Below are 17,925 nucleotides of genomic sequence, written 5' to 3' on the forward strand. Positions count from 1 at the left end.
CTGGACAGATATTACATGGCCAGGTAGTAGTAACGATTCAGATCAAACAATCCGGAATGAACCGGGTCAGATTCGTTAAACTTCCGCTGAAACCAGTCGTATGTCTCCCAGAAGTTTTCATCCGCCCGGTTTACTCCAAATTTATTCAACTCGATCTTTGACTGCCTGTCTCCATCATATTCATCAAGAATTCGTAAGAATTCAGGAAGATCAGCCAAGTTCACATCGAAGAAATAATTAGGATATGATCCCACGAATCCTTCAATAAACGCAGCACTGTCCTTTTCAGGACACAGATGATCTTTCTCGTTAAAAAGTGTGGATACATCGTCATGCCATCTGTTTATTATCGCCGACACAACAACGTCGTCCTCCTCCGGCACCCGTATGCGCACATAGGCAAGATTGGCGTTGTGATCGGCAACTTCCCGGAAAAAGGAAACACCCGGTGCTGAGACAGCCTTGAATCCACGAATATAATCATCAATCGTCACATACGCGGTCGGCAGTTGCGGATATTTTTCACCGGCCCGTAGATAATTTCTATCAAAGCTGAGATGAAGAGCGGGATTGAAATAATGATCCACCAGATATTCGGTAAACTCCCTTTTCGGGTCGGCGGTGCTGAAATGAAATCCCGCAGGCAGTTTCGATGGAATATAGTCCAGATTGTTCAAGCTCATCCCACCATACCAGTCCCGCAGAATGGGCCCCCGGACCTCTTTGGGCAGGAAATTCAGAAAATTCACTTCTCCCTCCTGGCGGAGTTCATCCATATAGACCCTTGTCGCAAGCTGATGCAGGCCAGCACCATACACATCAAACCCTGCCACCAGGGAATAATAGATCCTCTCCAGAAGAGGATAATCAATAACCCATATGGTTTTCGGCAAAGCGCCCCTCACTCCCCGCAACACGGAGGCACTGTCAAAATGACGAAAGACAGTCAGTGCCGGACTGTCCGACTCTCTGTTCCCCGGCCAGATAGCCTCTGGCCCCAGTCCCCTGTAACGATACTGCATTGAATAATAGTTCTGCTTTATCCGTGCAAAGGTTGCTGAATTCTTCCTGAACTCTCTGGTAATCAGTCCTTTGGCCAGGGCCGCATTGGAGGTTGCCCCTGCCGGCATATCCAGGTATTGCTCGTTATCTTTTAAAAATCCGGGAAACCTGACACTCAGGTCATATTCCGGATTCATGAAAAAGACCCAGAAGACGTCGTGAATCACATTCAGTGCTATCTGCCCCTTGCAGACCGGGCCCCTGATAAAGGTCATGATGATATAGTGTGCATTATCAAGCAGAAACTGGTAGCGGCTTGCCGGGGGAATCTGTTCAAAAACGATAAAAGGATTGGCACTTGTTTTCTGATCATAACCCATTCGATGAGGTGGCAGCAGCCATTCCGGTTCAATGAACAACTCGGTAATCCGCTCTTTCTGATCCCTGCCAAATTCAAACACCATATGGGTCTTGTGAACAATGGTGGAATGAATCTTCCTGAACCGATAATAAAAATGGCCCATGGGGTCATCGTAGGGACGCACGGTAGGAATGATCCTGACCGGCTCCCCCGGCGGTGTCCAGGAACGGATCAGTTCATAAAAATCATTGGACCCGGTCTGGAAAGTGAGATGAGCCAGAAACAGATGTTCATAGAGATAACGGGCGGCCATTGCGTATTTTGCATCATCCCTGTTGAGAAAATCCTCCCATTCCGCAATCATCTCACTATCGGCGGAAGAAACCTTTTCCAGACGTGCCCGCTCTTTTTTCGACGGGCCATGACCTCCCTGGGCAAGCCAGCCGGCAATGGTCTGAAATTCATCCTTCTTCAATGGCGGAAACCCGAAAGGCATGCCTCCGTTGGGATGTTTTTTCATATATGCACCCAGCTCTTCACCGCTTTCCGCACAGGTCAGATCTTCCGCCTCAGAATGATACTCTCCCACGGAAACAGGATTTTTCATCTTATGGTTGAGTAACTGAATCATAAAAGAATTATTATATCCGGCCTGCGCATTGCTGTCTCTGACACTGTAAAATCCTTTCTCACGCCATTCGGCAGTGTTTTCTGCATCAATAAAGAGCCGGGTCGGATCCATGGTTTTGAGACGATAGGAATTGTACACCGCCTTTTTGGTGGCACCACGATCGAGCCCTTCATAGGAACTGAGCTTGAGTTGGCAGGGGGAATTATAGCAACTGTGACAGACAACACACCGTTTTACGAGAACCGGTTTTACCTCCCTGGTATAGTCTATTCTTTTCCCGGGTATTTCTATGGCAACAGGTGGAGGAGGAGGAATTTTCGCGGCACAACCGGCAATAAACAAGGCGATAAAAGCAAACAACAATGTGGATTTATTCATTGAATCTCCCGGAATAAAAAATATCCAAATGCTCAGGTCATTCTCCAATAAACTTACACTGCATAAATTTGTCAAACGATAATCCTGAAATTGACACAATGTTCATGGGAAATGCGGGTTAGAAATTTTCTATCTTTCTCCCCTTTTCCACATGATGTTCCACTGCTTCACAGCAGCCTCCAACATATTTCAGCATCTTCAACATCTCAAGAAACACCGGGTCGTCTTCTCCCAGCTCCTTTTCCGCACGCTCTAGCATACCGATACCCTCTTCGGTATACCGTTTCAGCTTATCGAGAAACATCTTTCTCTTTTCATGTTTTTTCCGCTCTTCTTCCAACAGCGGTAGAAGACGCTCAATGGAAAATTCCACCAGGGCATCCCTCGGTGTATTGTATCTGCTGGCTACCTGCTCCAGGTTTTCCAGGGTTTTTCTTGATATCACATATGTCTTGGCCACACGCCGACTGCTTCCACTGAAGTTTTCAAACTGCCGGGCAATCATTTTCAAGCCCTCATCGTCATCCACCACATGATCGAAAAGTGATTTCTGCTTAATTCCCAACTGTCCAGCCAACACGGAAAGTGCCGCAATCGACCTTTCCGTCAATTTAAATGTCGCACGAACCGATTGTTTCCCCCTGAGATTCGCACTTGACCGTTGTAAGAACTCGACCTTAGCTATTGTATTTCCGTGCTTTTTCATTTCACTATTTCCACAGTATCTTTATTTTTCATTACTTTTAATTTTTTTCAATAAAAATAATATTCACTTATTGACATAAATAAATTAATTATTACCATCTTGAGTACAGAGATGCACAGGAAAAATCAAATTATAAGAACATGTGCCTGTCCGGAAACGATAAAACTGTTTGCGCACCGGCACTAATAAAGAGAAAGGAGATAATTATGTCACTCGTAAAATTTCAATCACAACCGAACCGTCTAAGAAGAGCCAATGACCCCGCTGGACTGATTGACAGTTTCTTTGATGACTTTTTTACACCGATGATCAGCACCGTGGTTCCCAAAAGTGTCAATGAATCACGACAACTTAAGGTTGATATCTTTGAAAAAGATAACAATGTGATCATCACTGCTGAAATCCCCGGAGTGAAAAAAGAAGACATATTCGTTGATGCCAAAGGTAAATTCATAACCATTGGTGGTGAACGCAAAAGCGAAGAGGAAATCAAGGAAGAAAAATGGTACAGAATGGAGCGGGTCTACGGGAAGTTTGAAAGAACTTTCAGCCTGCCTTTTGATATAAACGTTGACGATGTCAAGGCAACATTCAAAGACGGTATTCTCAGGCTTGAAATTCCCAAACCTGAAGAAAAAGATGCCGTCAAGAAAATAGCAATCCAGTAAAAACCTGGATTCCACCAACTCAACTACTCCTCAAAAAAAACAGATGGCGGCCTTGGGCCGCCATCTGTTTTTCCGAACAAAAACCTCTTTTTTCCTGTGGTTTTCCTGTACAATGGTCCACTTACACACATTCCCGTCTGCAAGGAGAAAAAACTCATGGGCCAAATCTATTTCCTCCACGGACTTGACTCCTCCGGTCAAGGGACCAAGGGCATTTATTTCACGACTCATTATCCCCGGGTACAGTGCCCCGACTTCCGCGGCAATCTGAAAGAACGACTTGAGACTTTAACAAAAATCTGTCATGGAAAAACCAACCTGACCCTGATTGGATCCAGCTATGGCGGTCTGATGGCAACCTGTTTTGCAGTCACAGCGCCTGAACGGATAAAACAACTCGTTCTCCTGGCCCCCGCCCTGAACTACGAATCCTATTCACCCCCGAAACTGCACTTGATATGCCTGTCACCCTGGTTATCGGCAGAAATGATACTGTGACGCCTCCGAACCTGGTGATTCCCCTGGCTGAAAAAACGTTTAAAAACCTTGTTGTGCGGATAGAAGAAGACGACCATATGCTCCACAGAAGTTTTAAAAAATTCGACTGGCAGAAATGGTGCCGGGACACGGAAGAATGAATCAGGTGAGCAACAGGGAGTCCATGGCCAGCTCCTCCCCTTGAGTTTTATAAAATTCCGAAAGAAGGTCTTTCACGGTGAGGTTCTTTTTCTCCTCACCTTTCAGGTCAAGCAGGATCTTTCCCTGGTGCAGCATAATCAGCCTGTTACCGAAACTGATGGCATGCTTCATATTATGGGTAATCATCAGGCTCGTCAGTTGCTGCTGGTTGACGATTTCCTGGGTCAGCAGAAGTATCTGATTGGCGGTTTTCGGATCCAGCGCGGCAATATGCTCGTCCAGGAGCAGCACGTCAGGTCTCAACATGGTGGCCATCAACATTGTCAGAGCCTGCCTCTGACCCCCGGAAAGCAGGCCAACCTTATCCAGCAGTCTCTCGTCAAGCCCCAGTCCCAGCTGTTTCAGCTCTTCTCTGAACCGTTCCCTGTCCCTGCTCTTTACTCCTTTTGCTAATCCACGCCTTTTCCCCCGCAGGGCCGCCAGGGCCATATTCTGCTCAATGGTGGCCGAAGGACAGGTACCGAGCAGAGGGTCTTGAAAGACTCTCGAAATCAGCCGGGCCCGTTTATATTCCGGCCAACCGGTAACATCAAGACCGCTGATGGAAACAGTCCCTTCATCCGGGAAAAAACCTCCAGCGATACAATTGAGCAGGGTCGATTTTCCAGCACCATTAGAACCGATGACTGTTACAAAATCGCCTTCGTCAATCTGCAGGCTGATATTGTTCAGGGCAAAGACCTCATTGACACTTCCTTTATGGAAGTATTTTACAATTCCTTGCAGTCGTATCACCGCTCTATCAATCTCTTTTTAAGGTTGGGCGCAATCAGGGCGCCAATTACCAGCACAGCCGTTATCAGATTCAAGTCGCTGGGATTAAAACGAAAACCACCAAATTCCAACCCCAGAGCCAGGGCAATGGCAAGCCTGTAGAGTACGGAACCGAGAAGAGCTGCAGTAAAAGCCCGGCCAATAGTCTGGCAGCCAAAAACCGTCTCTCCGATAATAACCGAAGCCAACCCCGCCACAATTGTACCTATCCCCATTCCCACATCGGCAGCCCCCTGATTCTGGGCGACCAATGCCCCGCTCAGGGCGACCAGACCATTTGAGAGCCCAACTCCGAGGATAATAATTGTATGGGTATTCACCCCGAGACTGCGAATCATCTGCGGATTATCCCCGACAGCAAGGATGGCCTGACCCAGTTCCGTGGAGAGAAACCAGACGATAAACAGCAAAACAACCAGGGCAAACAAGCCAAAAACTATCAGCCCCGCCAGATAAGAAGGAATACCAGCGGCAATAATTGGGTCGAATACCGTCTCAACCCCGAGAAGAGCGACATTAGGTCCCCCCATTATACGTATGTTGACGGAATAAAGGGCGATCATGGTAAGAATCGACGCCAGGAGATGGAGTATCTTGAACTTGGTGTTCAAAACAGCCGTAATCATTCCGGCGAGAAAACCACCGAGAAGGGCAAAGAACAGGGAGAGATAGGGATTGATTCCGTGTGTAATCGCCACGGCGGAAATGGCGGCCCCCAAAGGGAGACTGCCATCCACCGTGAGATCGGGAAAATCAAGAATGCGAAAGGTGAGATAGACACCAATCACCATAATGCCGTAGACCAGCCCTTGCTCGACTGCACCCAGGGCCGCATAAACAGTCATAAAGGAGCCTTTTATTTATCGTATACTTTGGCTGCCTTCTTCAACAACTCAGCAGGTGGAGTAAGACCCATTTTTTCCGAATAAGCTGCGTTAATATGCAGCTGAAGTTCTTTCTGGAAAGCCACCGGAATATTTTCGGCCTTCTCTCCATTCAGAATACGTTCGGCAACGGCCCCTGTCTGGTAGCCGTGCTTGTAATAATCAAAACCCATGGCTGCTACCGCACCTCGTTTTACAGAGTCCACATCTGCGGCGAAAATGGGCAGTTTATTCTGCACACCTACCTTCAGAACAGATTCGAGAGCAGAAATAATGGTGTTGTCCGTGGGGATAAAAACCGCATCAACACGACCGACCAGGCTTTTTGCGGCCTGGTAGACATCCGCTGTCTTGGACGCGGTTGCTTCAACAGTTTCAAACCCCAGTTTTTTCGCCAGTTTCCTGACTGAGGCAATTGTTGATTTTGAATTGGCTTCTCCAGCATTATACAACAGGCCAAGCCTTTTGATATTGCCGGCATACTCAAGAATCATCTGAATATGCTGTTCCACCGGAAGAAGATCGGAAACACCTGTTATGAACGCCGGAGGATGGTTAAGATCCTTCACCAGACCCGCAGCGACAGGATCGGTCACAGCCGTAAAAAGCAGCGGTCTTTTCATGGCTGCTGGTGCCTTGTTCAGGGCCTGAACACAAGCCTGGGCAGAAGGTGTGGCAATGGCGACCAGCAGGTCGGCCTTTTCGCCAATCATCTGCTGGGCAATCTGAGTGGCGGTTCCCATATTGGCCTGGGCATTGTGGACCTTGTAATCGACATCTACACCCTTTTCTTTCAGGTAATCCTGGAACCCCTTGAGAACAGCATCAAGAGCCGGATGTTCCACAAACTGGTTCACGGAAATGGTTGCAGCTCCCGCACTGAAAACCTGCAGAAAAAAGAACAGTGAAACAAAGACAGGTAATTTTTTCATTAATTCATTCCTCCCGGAAAAATAGGTAGCAAGAAAATATTGATTGCAGACTGCTTCGAAAAATCACTTTACCCGAACAGTGAGTAAACCTGCTTTCTGATTTCATACACAATATGTTGATATAAATCAAAAGGTTATCCTTTTCGCCGCCTGAACTGATGAGAAACGCGGGATAGGCACTCTGCTGTCGACCGTGATGTGACATCTAGCCTATTCTCGTGGGAAGGTCAATACCTGTGCAAATAAAAAAACCCCGATGCTATTCCATCCTGCTTGAGGGCGCAGACAGAACAGAATGCATCAGGGCAAATTTTGATCCTCAGTTACCGGGGATGACCCAATCCTACTGAAAACGACCTCCTCCCATGCAATAGCCGGGACCGTGACCCATCATTCCAGGTCCCATTCCACCTCCCGTGCCGAACCGACCCATGTATTGACCGATACCGGCGGCAAGAGCTTTTTCTCTCATTGTGGTGCGCAGGTCAAATATTTCTCCGGTAATCCTTGCAACAGCCGCAGCATCAGGATTAGAGCTCCGGAGTATTGCCTGCTTTTCAGCACGCTTCATCATCATCTCCTTCCTCAACGCCTGGTTATCAACCATAAACTTGCTGATCTTTTCCTGAACAGCCGGGTCCAGCTGCTGATACATTCTACTGCTTTGCATCATCTGCCCATGATGACCGTAACCGCCGCCACCTTTTGCCCAGTTTACCGTTGCAGTTCCAACCATAATCAATCCTGTGACCATTACAACTGCTGCAATTTTCTTTTTCATTTCATATCTCCTTTTGTTATCTTGGCTGCCTTTTCATTGATTGATGGACTCCAGCACCTTCAATCCACTGTTGCAGGTATTTAAGCAACCAGCATGCCAGAAAACCACACACCAGATAACACTCTGTTTTAATAGAGTTTTAACTGGAGACGAAAAGAGATAAATAACTGCATGTTGTTACTGCCCGGTAAAGATTACCCACCTGTTTAGAAAAAACGGGAGAAATTCCCCACTGGAAAAAGATTACTGATTACCCCCTGTCCCGATCAATGTCCCTGTGAAAAACCACCCATTCAACTGAAAAATCAGCCAGAAAGACTGCCATGCTTTCCGCAATCGCAACAGAACGGTGTCGCCCCCCTGTGCACCCAAAGGCAATTCTCAGACTTTTTCTACCGCTCTTCTGATACTGTCCAACCAGAAAACGTATCATGGGTTGCAGATGATGTGCAAAATCCTCACCCTCGCTGCTTTCAAGGACATATCCGGCCACATCCTTTTCACGGCCGGTCCCTGCGCGCAATTCCTTGACCCAATAGGGATTGGGAAGAAACCGAACATCCAGAATAATATTAACATCGAGTGGAACACCGTATTTATAACCAAAGGAAAAAAGAACCACCCTCAGCCTTTCAGTTCCCACTTTACTGCTCATACCTTATCCCTCCGGCAAAATATTCTTTTCACAACTTTCTTCCGCCCGGCAGGCCTGACAAACTTCACATCCGGATATCCCAGGGCGATGACGCTGCAGATTTCTTCATTTGTGCCGATGCCCAGTTTTCGACACATTGCAGGGCTTCTTCGCATGGCTTCAACCACAAATCCTATAAGACAACTGCCAAGTCCCATGCCATGAGCAGCCAGAAGAATATTCTGTGTTGCAAGCAACCCATCCTCAACAGGACAACTTGCATTTCTTTCCACTGTCACAAGTATCGCGGCTGCAGCTCCATGAAAGAGCTGGTCACGCCCTTCCTCCCTCCAGGCGCGCAGGGCTTCTTCAACAGAATCATGATAGTTACGATAATAACTGCCCAGCTCATCCGAACCAAAAATTTTCATTAGCAGCCGAAGCAGCGGACTGCGCGCCTGCCTGTTCAGCCGGGCATAATAGTCAGCCGTCAACCCTGCCAGATATAACACATCTTTTCTTTCCGGGAAAAAGTGGAATACCCAGGACTGGCTGTTTGTACCGGATGGTGCGGTTGTACCTGTCTCTGCCAGCATTTCCATAATCTCCAGGGGTACAGGCTCCTCCAGGTAATTGCGACAGGATCGTCTTGACATCATAAGATTCAACATTGCTTCAACACCTGTCCTGCCCGAAAAAGTAATATCGTCTGGAAAGGAGACGGGCAGCAGCTCCCTTCCATTGTCCAGCCTGAAAACCCGGACAGCATCGACGGGGCAGACAGCCATGCAGTGACAGCACCCAAAACAGGATTCAGCCTGAAAAACGGCGTTTTCCTCCCCCAGTTCAATGGCATCATGGGGACAGACGGAAATGCAGCAGCCACATGCTGTACAGATTACTTTATTGATTGCCGCAGTTGCCTTCATTCCAATTCCTCTGCCCCAACATGTTGATTATGTAATTTATCCGATTTCTTTCTACACAATCCAGATCTTCTGGTGTACAATTTATTATCTCAGTTCTGAATTTCTTGTTTTAATTAAATATATTCTAACTCTACACAAAACTCAGTCTGGTAGCCGTGCTGAAGGAGATATAATTGTTTTATCAGGCGGTTACCATTGCATGACAATTCCTGTCAACTGGAAACAGCAGTCATTTTTTGACTGCAGGCCAGCCCGATAAAACTGTCGTATCTCCAGGCAGGCTGGACTTTATGGAAAACCGCCCATGGGACCGAAATACTCACCTTCCCTCCGTATTGCTCTACTCACAGCCGCGATCGTATCCGTTATGCTTTATTCATCGTTTATGATGCGAAGTGCTACTGAATGCTACGCTCCGCTGATAAGCACGGTGCAGAAGATCAAATATGAAATTGCCATGACCCACCTGCAATTCGAGGAGCATTTCAACAAAGACAGATCAGTCACCCTTGAATCGGTCTGGAAGCACCTGGAACTTGCAGAAAAATATGCCGGCAGCATTCTGAAAAATGAATACGGACCGAATCTTAAATTTATTTCACTGAAAAACACCTCTTCTCAAGAAGCGATTGAACAACTTATTGAAAAAATATCCTCCTTTAAAAACAAACTGCTGGCCAGAGAACAGAGTTATGCAACTCTTCCGACAGATCAGAGCAAGACTGTCGCCTTTCATTCCACTTTTGATAAGTTCCTCTTCTTTTCCGATAACATTGAAACATCTCTGGAGACTGAATTAAACGAAAAAATACTCGTTCTGAAGTATGTGCAGAGCCTGCTTCTCGTAGCAATACTTATCTTTGGTGCCTTCATGGCGCTTGCATTGCGGCAAAAGGAACGTCAGCATCAAAGCGGCCTGGTATCTCTCAAGGAAAAGGAAGAGCACCTGCGAACCACAATCAACTCCATAGGTGATGCCGTCATTGTTACTGACACAGACGGCAACATCACCCGCATGAATCCGGTAGCAGAGAGGCTGACGGGATGGACATCCACCCAGGCCACGGGAAAACCCCTGCCGAAAATCTTCAGAATCATAAACACCAAAACGGGAAAACCCGCATCAAATCCTGTATTCAAGGTACTGGAAACAGGAACGATTGAAGGTCTTGCCAACCATACAATGCTTCTGGCAAAAGATGGCACCAGATACCAGATCTCGGACTCAGCCGCACCGATCCATACTGTGGATGGCCGGATAAGTGGTGTTGTCCTTGTCTTCAGGGATGTCACGGAAGAATACGGCATTAGAAAAGCCCTTGTTCAAAATGAACAGTATCTCCAGAGTATATTCCGATCGGCACCTACCGGAATTGGTGTTGTCACCGACCGTGTCATACAGAAAGTAAATGAAAAAATCTGTCATATGACAGGGTATGACAGGGAAGAACTTCTCGGTCAGAGTGCAATGATCCTTTATCCCCATAAACAGGATTTTGATTTTGTCGGCAGAATAAAATATAAACTGCTCCGGAAACATGGGACAGGCACCGTTGAAACCCGCTGGAAGAGAAAAGACGGTAAGATTATTGATATTCTTTTAAGCTCAACACCGATTGACAGCAGCAATTATTCAAAAGGAATAACCTTTACAGCCCTTGATATCACTGACCGTAAACAAACTGAAACCCTGCTCCACCTGTCGCTGGAAAAATACGAAAAAACCTTTCAGGCGGCACCTGTGTGGGTAGAGCTGAGTTCCCTTGAAACAGATAGATACATTGAAGTGAATGACACCTTTCTCAAGACAATGGGATACTCATCACCCGAAGAAGTCATCGGCAGGACCTCACGGGAAATCGGCACCTGGGCCAACCCCGATGACCGTCAAAAAATAGTCGAAGAAATACAAAAAAACGGCCAAGTAAAAAATATTGCGGTGCAGAGGAAGACCAGATCCGGAGCAATTATCGATACTCTTTTTTCCGCTGAATCCCTGCATCTTGATTTGAGAAGCGAGCAGGTCATAATCTCCGTCAGCCAGAATATCACGAAACAGAAACAGTCAGAAAAGGAAAAAGCCCGCCTGGAAGAACAGTTTCATCAGATACAGAAACTTGAGTCAATCGGTCGACTCGCAGGAGGTGTGGCTCATGATCTGAATAATCTTCTCTCCCCGATAATCGGATACGGGGAGATACTGCTTGAAGAAAAAAACCTGGGCGAGCATCGGCAAGACTCCGTGAAAGAAATCGTCAATGCCGGAATGAGAGCGAAAGATCTCGTTCACCAGCTCCTGGCGTTCAGCCGAAAACAGACCCTTGAATACAGGCAGCTCAACCTGGCTGAAGCGGTACTCGGTGTTGAGAAACTGATTCGGCGAACCATCAGGGAAAATATCAAAATTGAGATCGTTTTCCCTGATAACCATTTTCCCGTCATGGCGGACCTGGGCCAGATTGAACAGATGATTCTGAATCTCGCGGTAAATGGCGCTGATGCCATGGCTGACGGTGGCACACTGACCATTGAAATCAACACAATCGTTCTGGACAGGGAATACGCCAGACTGCACCGGGGTGTAACCCCTGGCCCCCATGTAATGCTCGCAGTCAGTGATACCGGATGCGGGATGGACGAGGAAACCTGCTCACATATTTTTGAACCGTTTTTTTCCACCAAGGGAGAAGAAGGCACAGGCCTGGGGCTGGCAACCGTCTACGGCATTGTCAAACAGCACCAGGGAAATATCTGGGTCTACAGTGAACCCGGCAAGGGAACGACATTCAAGGTCTATCTCCCTCTCTGCCGGGAGGAAAATATTCCACGGGAAACGGGCCGAAATCAATCAGGCGATCTCACTGGATCGGAAACAATACTGCTCGTCGAAGATAATGAACAGGTGAGGAACCTCACCCTGTCCATCCTCAAGCGCAAAGGATACACTGTACTGGTCGGGAAAAGCGGCCAGGATGCACTGATCGTCCTGGATTCTTACAAAGGCCCCCTCGATCTGCTGCTGACCGACGTTGTCATGCCTGGAATGAACGGAAAAGAATTGTTCAACAGGCTGAAAGATGATTATCCGGATCTGAAGGTTATCTATATGTCCGGATATACAGATAATGTCATTGCTCACCATGGTATTCTCGATGAAAATACACCCTTCATTCAAAAACCGTTTACAATCAGGGATCTGTCTGTCAAAGTCAGGGAAGTATTCGGTCACCAGCAGAAGTAACCGGCGGTTCAGGGGAGCGCAGTTTTCAAACGATTTACAAAGTAGAGTGAACAGCCGAGCATCAACAGCAGAGAGAGAAGAAACATCCGCCAGCCGAACATAACAAATACAACACCCGGCAGCACTGAACCAAGCGTTCCACCCGTGTAGTAGAATGATATATAGAGCCCGTTGGCAATCGCCTTGTTCTCTTCAGCCAGTTTGTTAACAAAGCCCGAAAGAAGAGAATGAGCCATGAAAAGACCGGTGCAGAAAATAAACATCCCCATGAACATAACCAGGTAATCTTCCACCATGAAGGTTACGGTCCCCAGGATAAAGATGAAAATACCGGCACGAATAGCGGCCGTCTCACTCCTGAAAAGACGGATTATTACCTTGCTGTTCAGGGAAACAACAATACCCATTGCGTATCCGAGATAAAGCAGACCAATGCCCGCCTCTCCGGAAGCAGGACTCATCTGTTTCAACTGAAAGGGCATAAAATTCATCAGGGCGGCAAAGACAAAAAAGAGGCAGAAAATTGCCAGGTAAAGCCAGAGAAAATGTCTGATCCGGAGCAGGCCGGCTATTTCTGAAAATCCGGGTCGCGCGTATTTCATCTTCACATCCCTTGTCATCCCGCCAAGAAAACAGGCTGTCAGCAACAGAAGAAGGCCAAGCAGAAAAAAGAAAAATCTCCAACCGAAAAGATCAGTGAAATAAGCCGAAAGAAACCGGCCCAGAAATCCCCCCGCAATCGTGGCTGCAATATATGTTGCAATAGCGTGCTGAACCTTTCCCACAACAGACGAATAGGAAATATAACTCATCAGGGAGGTGAGGATGGCTGGGATAATAAGCCCCTGAACACCGCGAATTGTGAGAAGAAGCAGGTAGCTGTCGGTACCGGCAAAGAGCAGTTCAAGAAGACCGAGTAGTACCAGTGCCCACCTGACCATTACCTTGGCTGAAAAGGATTCGAGCAGGTAACCATAAAAAAGTGGCGCAAAACCGAGTGGCGCCATCATAAGAGTGGTAAAGAGAATAGCCTGAAAACTGCTGAGTTGAAACTCCGTCTGGAACACAGGTTGAATGGGTTGGGCTGCGTACAGGGAACAGAAAGTGACGCAGGTGGCAAAATAAATTGGTTTCATTGAGAGATCGTCTGCCGAAAAAAAAGCAGAACACCTGCAAAACCCATTGTGTCAGGCTGAACTTTGCAGGTAATCAGAAATTTTATTGCGATAGAGATTCAAATGTTTTACGGATCGTCATCAGGTCAAAAGGCTTGGGAACGGCACCGACAAAACCATATTCATCAAAGTTTGTCATGACAGGATCAGTTGAATACCCGCTGGAGACCAGGACCTTCGCGTGTTGGTCAACAGCAAGAATTTCACCGACGGCTTCCTTGCCACCCATTCCTCCGGGAACCGAAAGATCCATGATCACAAAGTCAAATCTTTCACCCTGATTCTGCTGTTCAACATATTTCCTGACAGCTTCCTCTCCATCTTTTACATGGACAGCGTCATAGCCAATATATTTGAACAGATGAATAGCAATTTCTCCCACCATATCCTCATCATCCATGATAAGGATCCGCCCCTTTTTTTCTTCGTCACCCAAAAGAAATTACCTCCGGAAAACCCGTTACATCATTCAACAAACAATCATACCTGATTCCTGCGGGGCAAGAGAATAAAAGAAAAATGATCTCAGTTGGATAACGAATGATACAGCCCGTGCCGTGACACTATAATTATCCGTTAATACAATAAAAATACTTTTTATTTATTCTCAAAGTGCAGGCTTCAGGTCATAAAAAAACTAAAGCATCCCCCGTAGAAATCCTCTCTCTTCCCAAGTATGCCAGAAAAAGTCGGACACAGTCAAGCTGGAGACTCCGATTTTGCAGCAACTTTTCCACCCCATCCCGACAAATAAAAAATAATGATCCTATTATTATCAGGTTACCTGGAAAAAACAAAACAATTATTTTTTCCTTGACCTTCCATCCTTTTTATCAATAGACTGCCTTTCTGAAAATACTCTTTGCTCTCACCAATCATGTCATCAACAACCACCACAAAACCAGAATTCATAAATCAACTGACAAAAACCTGTCCTTGAAAACCCGAACTCTTCCTTCAAAGAAAACAAGACAGACAGTTTTAATTGTCGCCGTAACCCTGATTTCCATCTGGCTGGTCCTCCTGCAGGTCGGTATTTTCACCAAGGCCCGCAGCATGTCCCGGATCAGGGAAATCGGTTCTTCCCGGGTCAACCTCTATGCCCAGTCCCTCAGAACCAACCTGGAACAGTTTCGTCATCTTCCCTATGTGCTGGCAAGAGACAGACGTATTCACGACCTGCTGAACCTGGAATTTGACGCGATACGCGTCAATCCCCACCTGGAAGATTTTGCCACCGTATCATCCACCATGATCTTCGTTCTCGACAGGGGAGGAACAACGGTGGCAACCAGTAACTGGAGAACCGACCAGGATCTGACTGGATTCAATTTCAGCTACCGCCCCTATTTCAAAGCTGCCGAAAAAGGGCTTTCGGGAGGATACTATGCTATCGGCTCCCGCACAGGTAAACCTGGTTTCTTTATATCCTACCCAGTCCTTGAAGAAGGCAATTTTCTCGGTGTGGTAGTGGTCAAAGTCAATCTGGAAACCATTCAACACATATGGAAAAAAAGCGGAGAAGCTGTGATTGTAAGTGATGCTTACGGCATTCTCTTTCTCAGCAGCAACCCGGACTGGAAATATAAATCTCTCCGCCCCCTCCCGCCCCACACTGCCAGACGGTTGCGTGAGGTCCAGTACCAGGGATACCCGCTTGTCACTCTGAAAATGGAGAGACAGAGTACCACAGGTGGAAATATCCTCCTCCTGGAAGGCAAGCAATACCTGGAACAATCCCTGCAATTACCCGAGTATGGCTGGCGCATCCACTACCTTACTGACCTTCGGGGAGTCAAAAGCAATGTCCACCTCGCCAGAACCGTAACCGCTGTTATTGCCGGATTTATCCTCTTTACTTTTCTTTTTTTCAGAGAACGCCGCCATAAACTGCGCTCCCGGGAAGAGGCAAGAAAAAGCAGAATAATAGAGGAAATAAACGAAAAACTCCTGCGGGAGATTGAGGAACATAAACAGACGGAAGACAACCTCCGGAAAATCCAGAAGGAACTGATTCAGGCGGGAAAACTGGCTGCATTGGGCCGAATGTCGGCGGCAGTTGCCCACGAACTGAATCAGCCGGTCACGGCTATTCGTACTTTCGCGGCAAGCTGCAGGATCTTTCTTGAACGCAACCAGCCCAAACAGGTTCTGGAAAACCTGGATTTCATAACCGGACTGACGGAACGGATGGGCAGTATTACCGGCCAGCTTAAAATCTTTGCAAGAAAAAACAAAAGCGGCCATCATGTTGTTGATCTGGCAAAAATCATTGACAAGGTGCTCCTCTTTTCCGCCCCCCTGATTAAAGCGGGACATGTTAACGTAAACAGTGAACTTACTGAAAAGGGCCAGGCTCTTGTACGTGGTGACAGTCTGCATCTAGAACAGGTGATGAACAATCTCCTGAGCAACAGCCTTCACGCCATGGAGAAATCTTCCGGAAAAGAAATACATGTGAAGCTGTTCATCAAGGATGAAACTGTTATTCTTACTGTCACCGACAGCGGGACAGGAATAGCGGGAGAGGCTATGGATTCACTTTTTGAACCGTTTTTTACGACCAAGGATATCGGCGACGGCCTGGGACTGGGACTCTCCATCACCTATGGGATTATCCAGGACATGGGAGGTTCAATTTCTGCAGAAAATATTGCGGGGAATGGAGCGTGCTTTACCATTCGTCTCCCTCTGGCCGTAACCTGAATCCATCACGGATCCAGGCGAAATGTAAAAAACCACAGGAAAACATATGACAGGCAAAGGAAGTGTCTACATTGTTGATGACGAAGAGAGCATGCGTGTTGCCGTGTCCCAATGGCTGACTCTCGCAGATTACCGGGTAGAATCTTTTTCCTCGGCACGGAAAGTTCTGGAAATCCTGGACGTGGATTTTGATGGTGTCCTTGTCACTGACATCCGCATGCCGGACATGGACGGCATGGAACTGATGAAGAAGACTCTGGCCCTGGACCGGGAAATTCCCATTGTTCTGGTAACCGCCCACGGGGACATCCCCATGGCCGTTTCCGCCATGCGTGACGGGGCATATGATTTCATCGAAAAACCGTTTGAACCGGAGATGCTGCTGGAGACTGTCCGCCGGGCCGGAGAAAAAAGAAAACTGGTCCTTGAGAATCGAAAGCTCAGACAGTACCTGGAACACCCGGATAAAATCGAAAACAGACTGCTGGGAACAAGTGATGCCATCCAGTTTCTCCACCAGGAAATCAGGGATCTGGGCCCCACCGATGCCAGTGTCTTTCTCATTGGAGAAACCGGCTGCGGCAAAGAGGTTGTGGCCCGCTGTCTCCATGAAGTGAGTAACAGAAAAAAAGGTAAGTTCGTTGCGATCAACTGTGGCGCAATCCCTGAAACACTGTTTGAAAGCGAGCTGTTCGGCCATGAAGCCGGAGCGTTTACCGGGGCCACGGGTAGACGCATCGGCAAATTCGAACATGCCAACGGAGGCACCCTCTTTCTCGATGAAGTCAACTCCATGCCCTTGAATCTCCAGGTCAAGGTCCTGCGCGTTCTCCAGGAAAGAGAAATTGAACGGCTGGGCGCCAATACTCCCATCCCCATTGATATCCGCATTATCAGTGCAACAAACTGTGACCCACGCAAAGCATGCTCTGAAGGCAGGTTCAGGGAGGATCTCTATTATCGACTTAATGTGGCTGAAATCAACATTCCTCCCCTGCGAAAACGACCGGGTGACATCCTGCTGCTTTTTGATTATTTCCTCCTGCGAAGCTCGGAAAAATACAACAGGGCACTGCCCCAGCTTACCGGCAACGCCATCGCCATGCTGATGGCCTATCCCTGGCCCGGAAATGTCAGGGAACTGAAAAATATTGCCGAACGTTACATTCTCTCTTCCCTGCCCCCGGAGGAAAGGATAGCCCATATTCTTCAACACACGGGAACAGGTATCAGCACAGCAAGTACCTCCCTTGCGGAACAGGCATCTAATTTTGAAAAATGTGTCATTGACCAGGCCCTGCGCAGACACCGGGGAACATCTCGTCAGTCCTGGAAGAACTGGCCCTGCCCGCCGGACATTGAACCAGAAAATGCAGAACCATGGTCTTTCCAGAAAAGACTACCTGAATTCAGATAAATAAAAT

15 protein-coding genes and 1 pseudogene are annotated in these 17,925 nt (G+C 47.3%); 6 read left to right on the forward strand and 10 right to left on the reverse strand.

The genetic code is table 11. The features are described 5' to 3' along the window. Positions 1-11 precede the first annotated feature (11 nt). Positions 12-2,372 carry a fatty acid cis/trans isomerase gene (locus LO777_RS13140; RefSeq protein WP_228854341.1) on the reverse strand — a complete coding sequence of 787 codons (2,361 nt, stop codon included), beginning with the start codon at positions 2,370-2,372 and terminating at the stop codon, positions 12-14. A 118-nt stretch (positions 2,373-2,490) separates the two neighbouring features. Continuing rightward, entirely contained in the window at positions 2,491-3,078 is a 588-nt protein-coding gene (locus LO777_RS13145; protein ID WP_228854342.1) for a hypothetical protein, read from the reverse strand. A gap of 206 nt (positions 3,079-3,284) precedes the next feature. Here LO777_RS13145 and LO777_RS13150 point away from each other — a divergent pair, with 206 nt between their 5' ends. The 3 genes from LO777_RS13150 (at position 3,285) to LO777_RS13160 (ending at position 4,384) form a co-directional block, all read left to right on the forward strand. After that, positions 3,285-3,746 (forward strand): Hsp20/alpha crystallin family protein, encoded by a 462-nt coding sequence (locus LO777_RS13150; protein ID WP_228854343.1) that lies wholly within the window; start codon positions 3,285-3,287, stop codon positions 3,744-3,746. Positions 3,747-3,902: 156 nt separating this feature from the next. Beyond that, positions 3,903-4,244: an alpha/beta fold hydrolase gene (locus LO777_RS13155; RefSeq protein WP_228854344.1), complete on the forward strand. Its 342-nt coding sequence runs from the start codon at positions 3,903-3,905 to the stop codon at positions 4,242-4,244. After that, positions 4,241-4,384, forward strand: coding sequence for a hypothetical protein (locus tag LO777_RS13160; protein WP_228854345.1), 144 nt, complete (start codon positions 4,241-4,243; stop codon positions 4,382-4,384). Before LO777_RS13155 ends, LO777_RS13160 begins: the two co-directional genes overlap by 4 nt. 1 nt (position 4,385) lies before the next feature. Here the strand turns inward: LO777_RS13160 and LO777_RS13165 are convergent, their stop codons facing one another. The 6 genes from LO777_RS13165 to LO777_RS13190 form a co-directional block, all read right to left on the reverse strand. Beyond that, positions 4,386-5,180: an ABC transporter ATP-binding protein gene (locus tag LO777_RS13165; protein WP_228854346.1), complete on the reverse strand. Its 795-nt coding sequence runs from the start codon at positions 5,178-5,180 to the stop codon at positions 4,386-4,388. After that, positions 5,177-6,064 (reverse strand): ABC transporter permease, encoded by an 888-nt coding sequence (locus LO777_RS13170; protein ID WP_228854347.1) that lies wholly within the window; start codon positions 6,062-6,064, stop codon positions 5,177-5,179. Before LO777_RS13170 ends, LO777_RS13165 begins: the two co-directional genes overlap by 4 nt. Before the next feature lie 11 nt (positions 6,065-6,075). After that, positions 6,076-7,035 carry an ABC transporter substrate-binding protein gene (locus LO777_RS13175; protein ID WP_228854348.1) on the reverse strand — a complete coding sequence of 320 codons (960 nt, stop codon included), beginning with the start codon at positions 7,033-7,035 and terminating at the stop codon, positions 6,076-6,078. A 343-nt stretch (positions 7,036-7,378) separates the two neighbouring features. Continuing rightward, positions 7,379-7,816, reverse strand: coding sequence for a periplasmic heavy metal sensor (locus tag LO777_RS13180; RefSeq protein ID WP_228854349.1), 438 nt, complete (start codon positions 7,814-7,816; stop codon positions 7,379-7,381). 250 nt (positions 7,817-8,066) lie between these two features. Further along, a complete protein-coding gene (locus LO777_RS13185) occupies positions 8,067-8,471 on the reverse strand; it encodes a RapZ C-terminal domain-containing protein (RefSeq protein WP_228854350.1) in 405 nt (134 codons plus the stop codon). Beyond that, positions 8,468-9,379 (reverse strand): nitroreductase family protein, encoded by a 912-nt coding sequence (locus LO777_RS13190; protein ID WP_228854351.1) that lies wholly within the window; start codon positions 9,377-9,379, stop codon positions 8,468-8,470. Before LO777_RS13190 ends, LO777_RS13185 begins: the two co-directional genes overlap by 4 nt. 304 nt (positions 9,380-9,683) lie before the next feature. Here LO777_RS13190 and LO777_RS13195 point away from each other — a divergent pair, with 304 nt between their 5' ends. After that, the gene (locus tag LO777_RS13195; RefSeq protein ID WP_228854352.1) at positions 9,684-12,620 is read left to right on the forward strand and encodes a hybrid sensor histidine kinase/response regulator; all 2,937 of its coding nucleotides are present in this window, start codon (positions 9,684-9,686) and stop codon (positions 12,618-12,620) included. A gap of 8 nt (positions 12,621-12,628) precedes the next feature. Here LO777_RS13195 and LO777_RS13200 read toward each other — a convergent pair whose 3' ends face one another. Beyond that, positions 12,629-13,756: an MFS transporter gene (locus tag LO777_RS13200; protein WP_228854353.1), complete on the reverse strand. Its 1,128-nt coding sequence runs from the start codon at positions 13,754-13,756 to the stop codon at positions 12,629-12,631. An 82-nt stretch (positions 13,757-13,838) separates the two neighbouring features. Next, positions 13,839-14,231, reverse strand: coding sequence for a response regulator (locus LO777_RS13205; RefSeq protein WP_228854354.1), 393 nt, complete (start codon positions 14,229-14,231; stop codon positions 13,839-13,841). Between the two features lie 500 nt (positions 14,232-14,731). Here LO777_RS13205 and LO777_RS13210 point away from each other — a divergent pair, with 500 nt between their 5' ends. Both LO777_RS13210 and LO777_RS13215 read left to right on the forward strand, forming a co-directional pair. Continuing rightward, entirely contained in the window at positions 14,732-16,501 is a 1,770-nt protein-coding gene (locus LO777_RS13210) for a sensor histidine kinase (RefSeq protein WP_228854355.1), read from the forward strand. A 46-nt stretch (positions 16,502-16,547) separates the two neighbouring features. After that, positions 16,548-17,922: pseudogene (locus LO777_RS13215) on the forward strand (sigma-54-dependent transcriptional regulator). Positions 17,923-17,925 lie beyond the last annotated feature (3 nt).

Source organism: Desulfomarina profundi, from assembly GCF_019703855.1.
Lineage (GTDB): Bacteria > Desulfobacterota > Desulfobulbia > Desulfobulbales > Desulfocapsaceae > Desulfomarina > Desulfomarina profundi.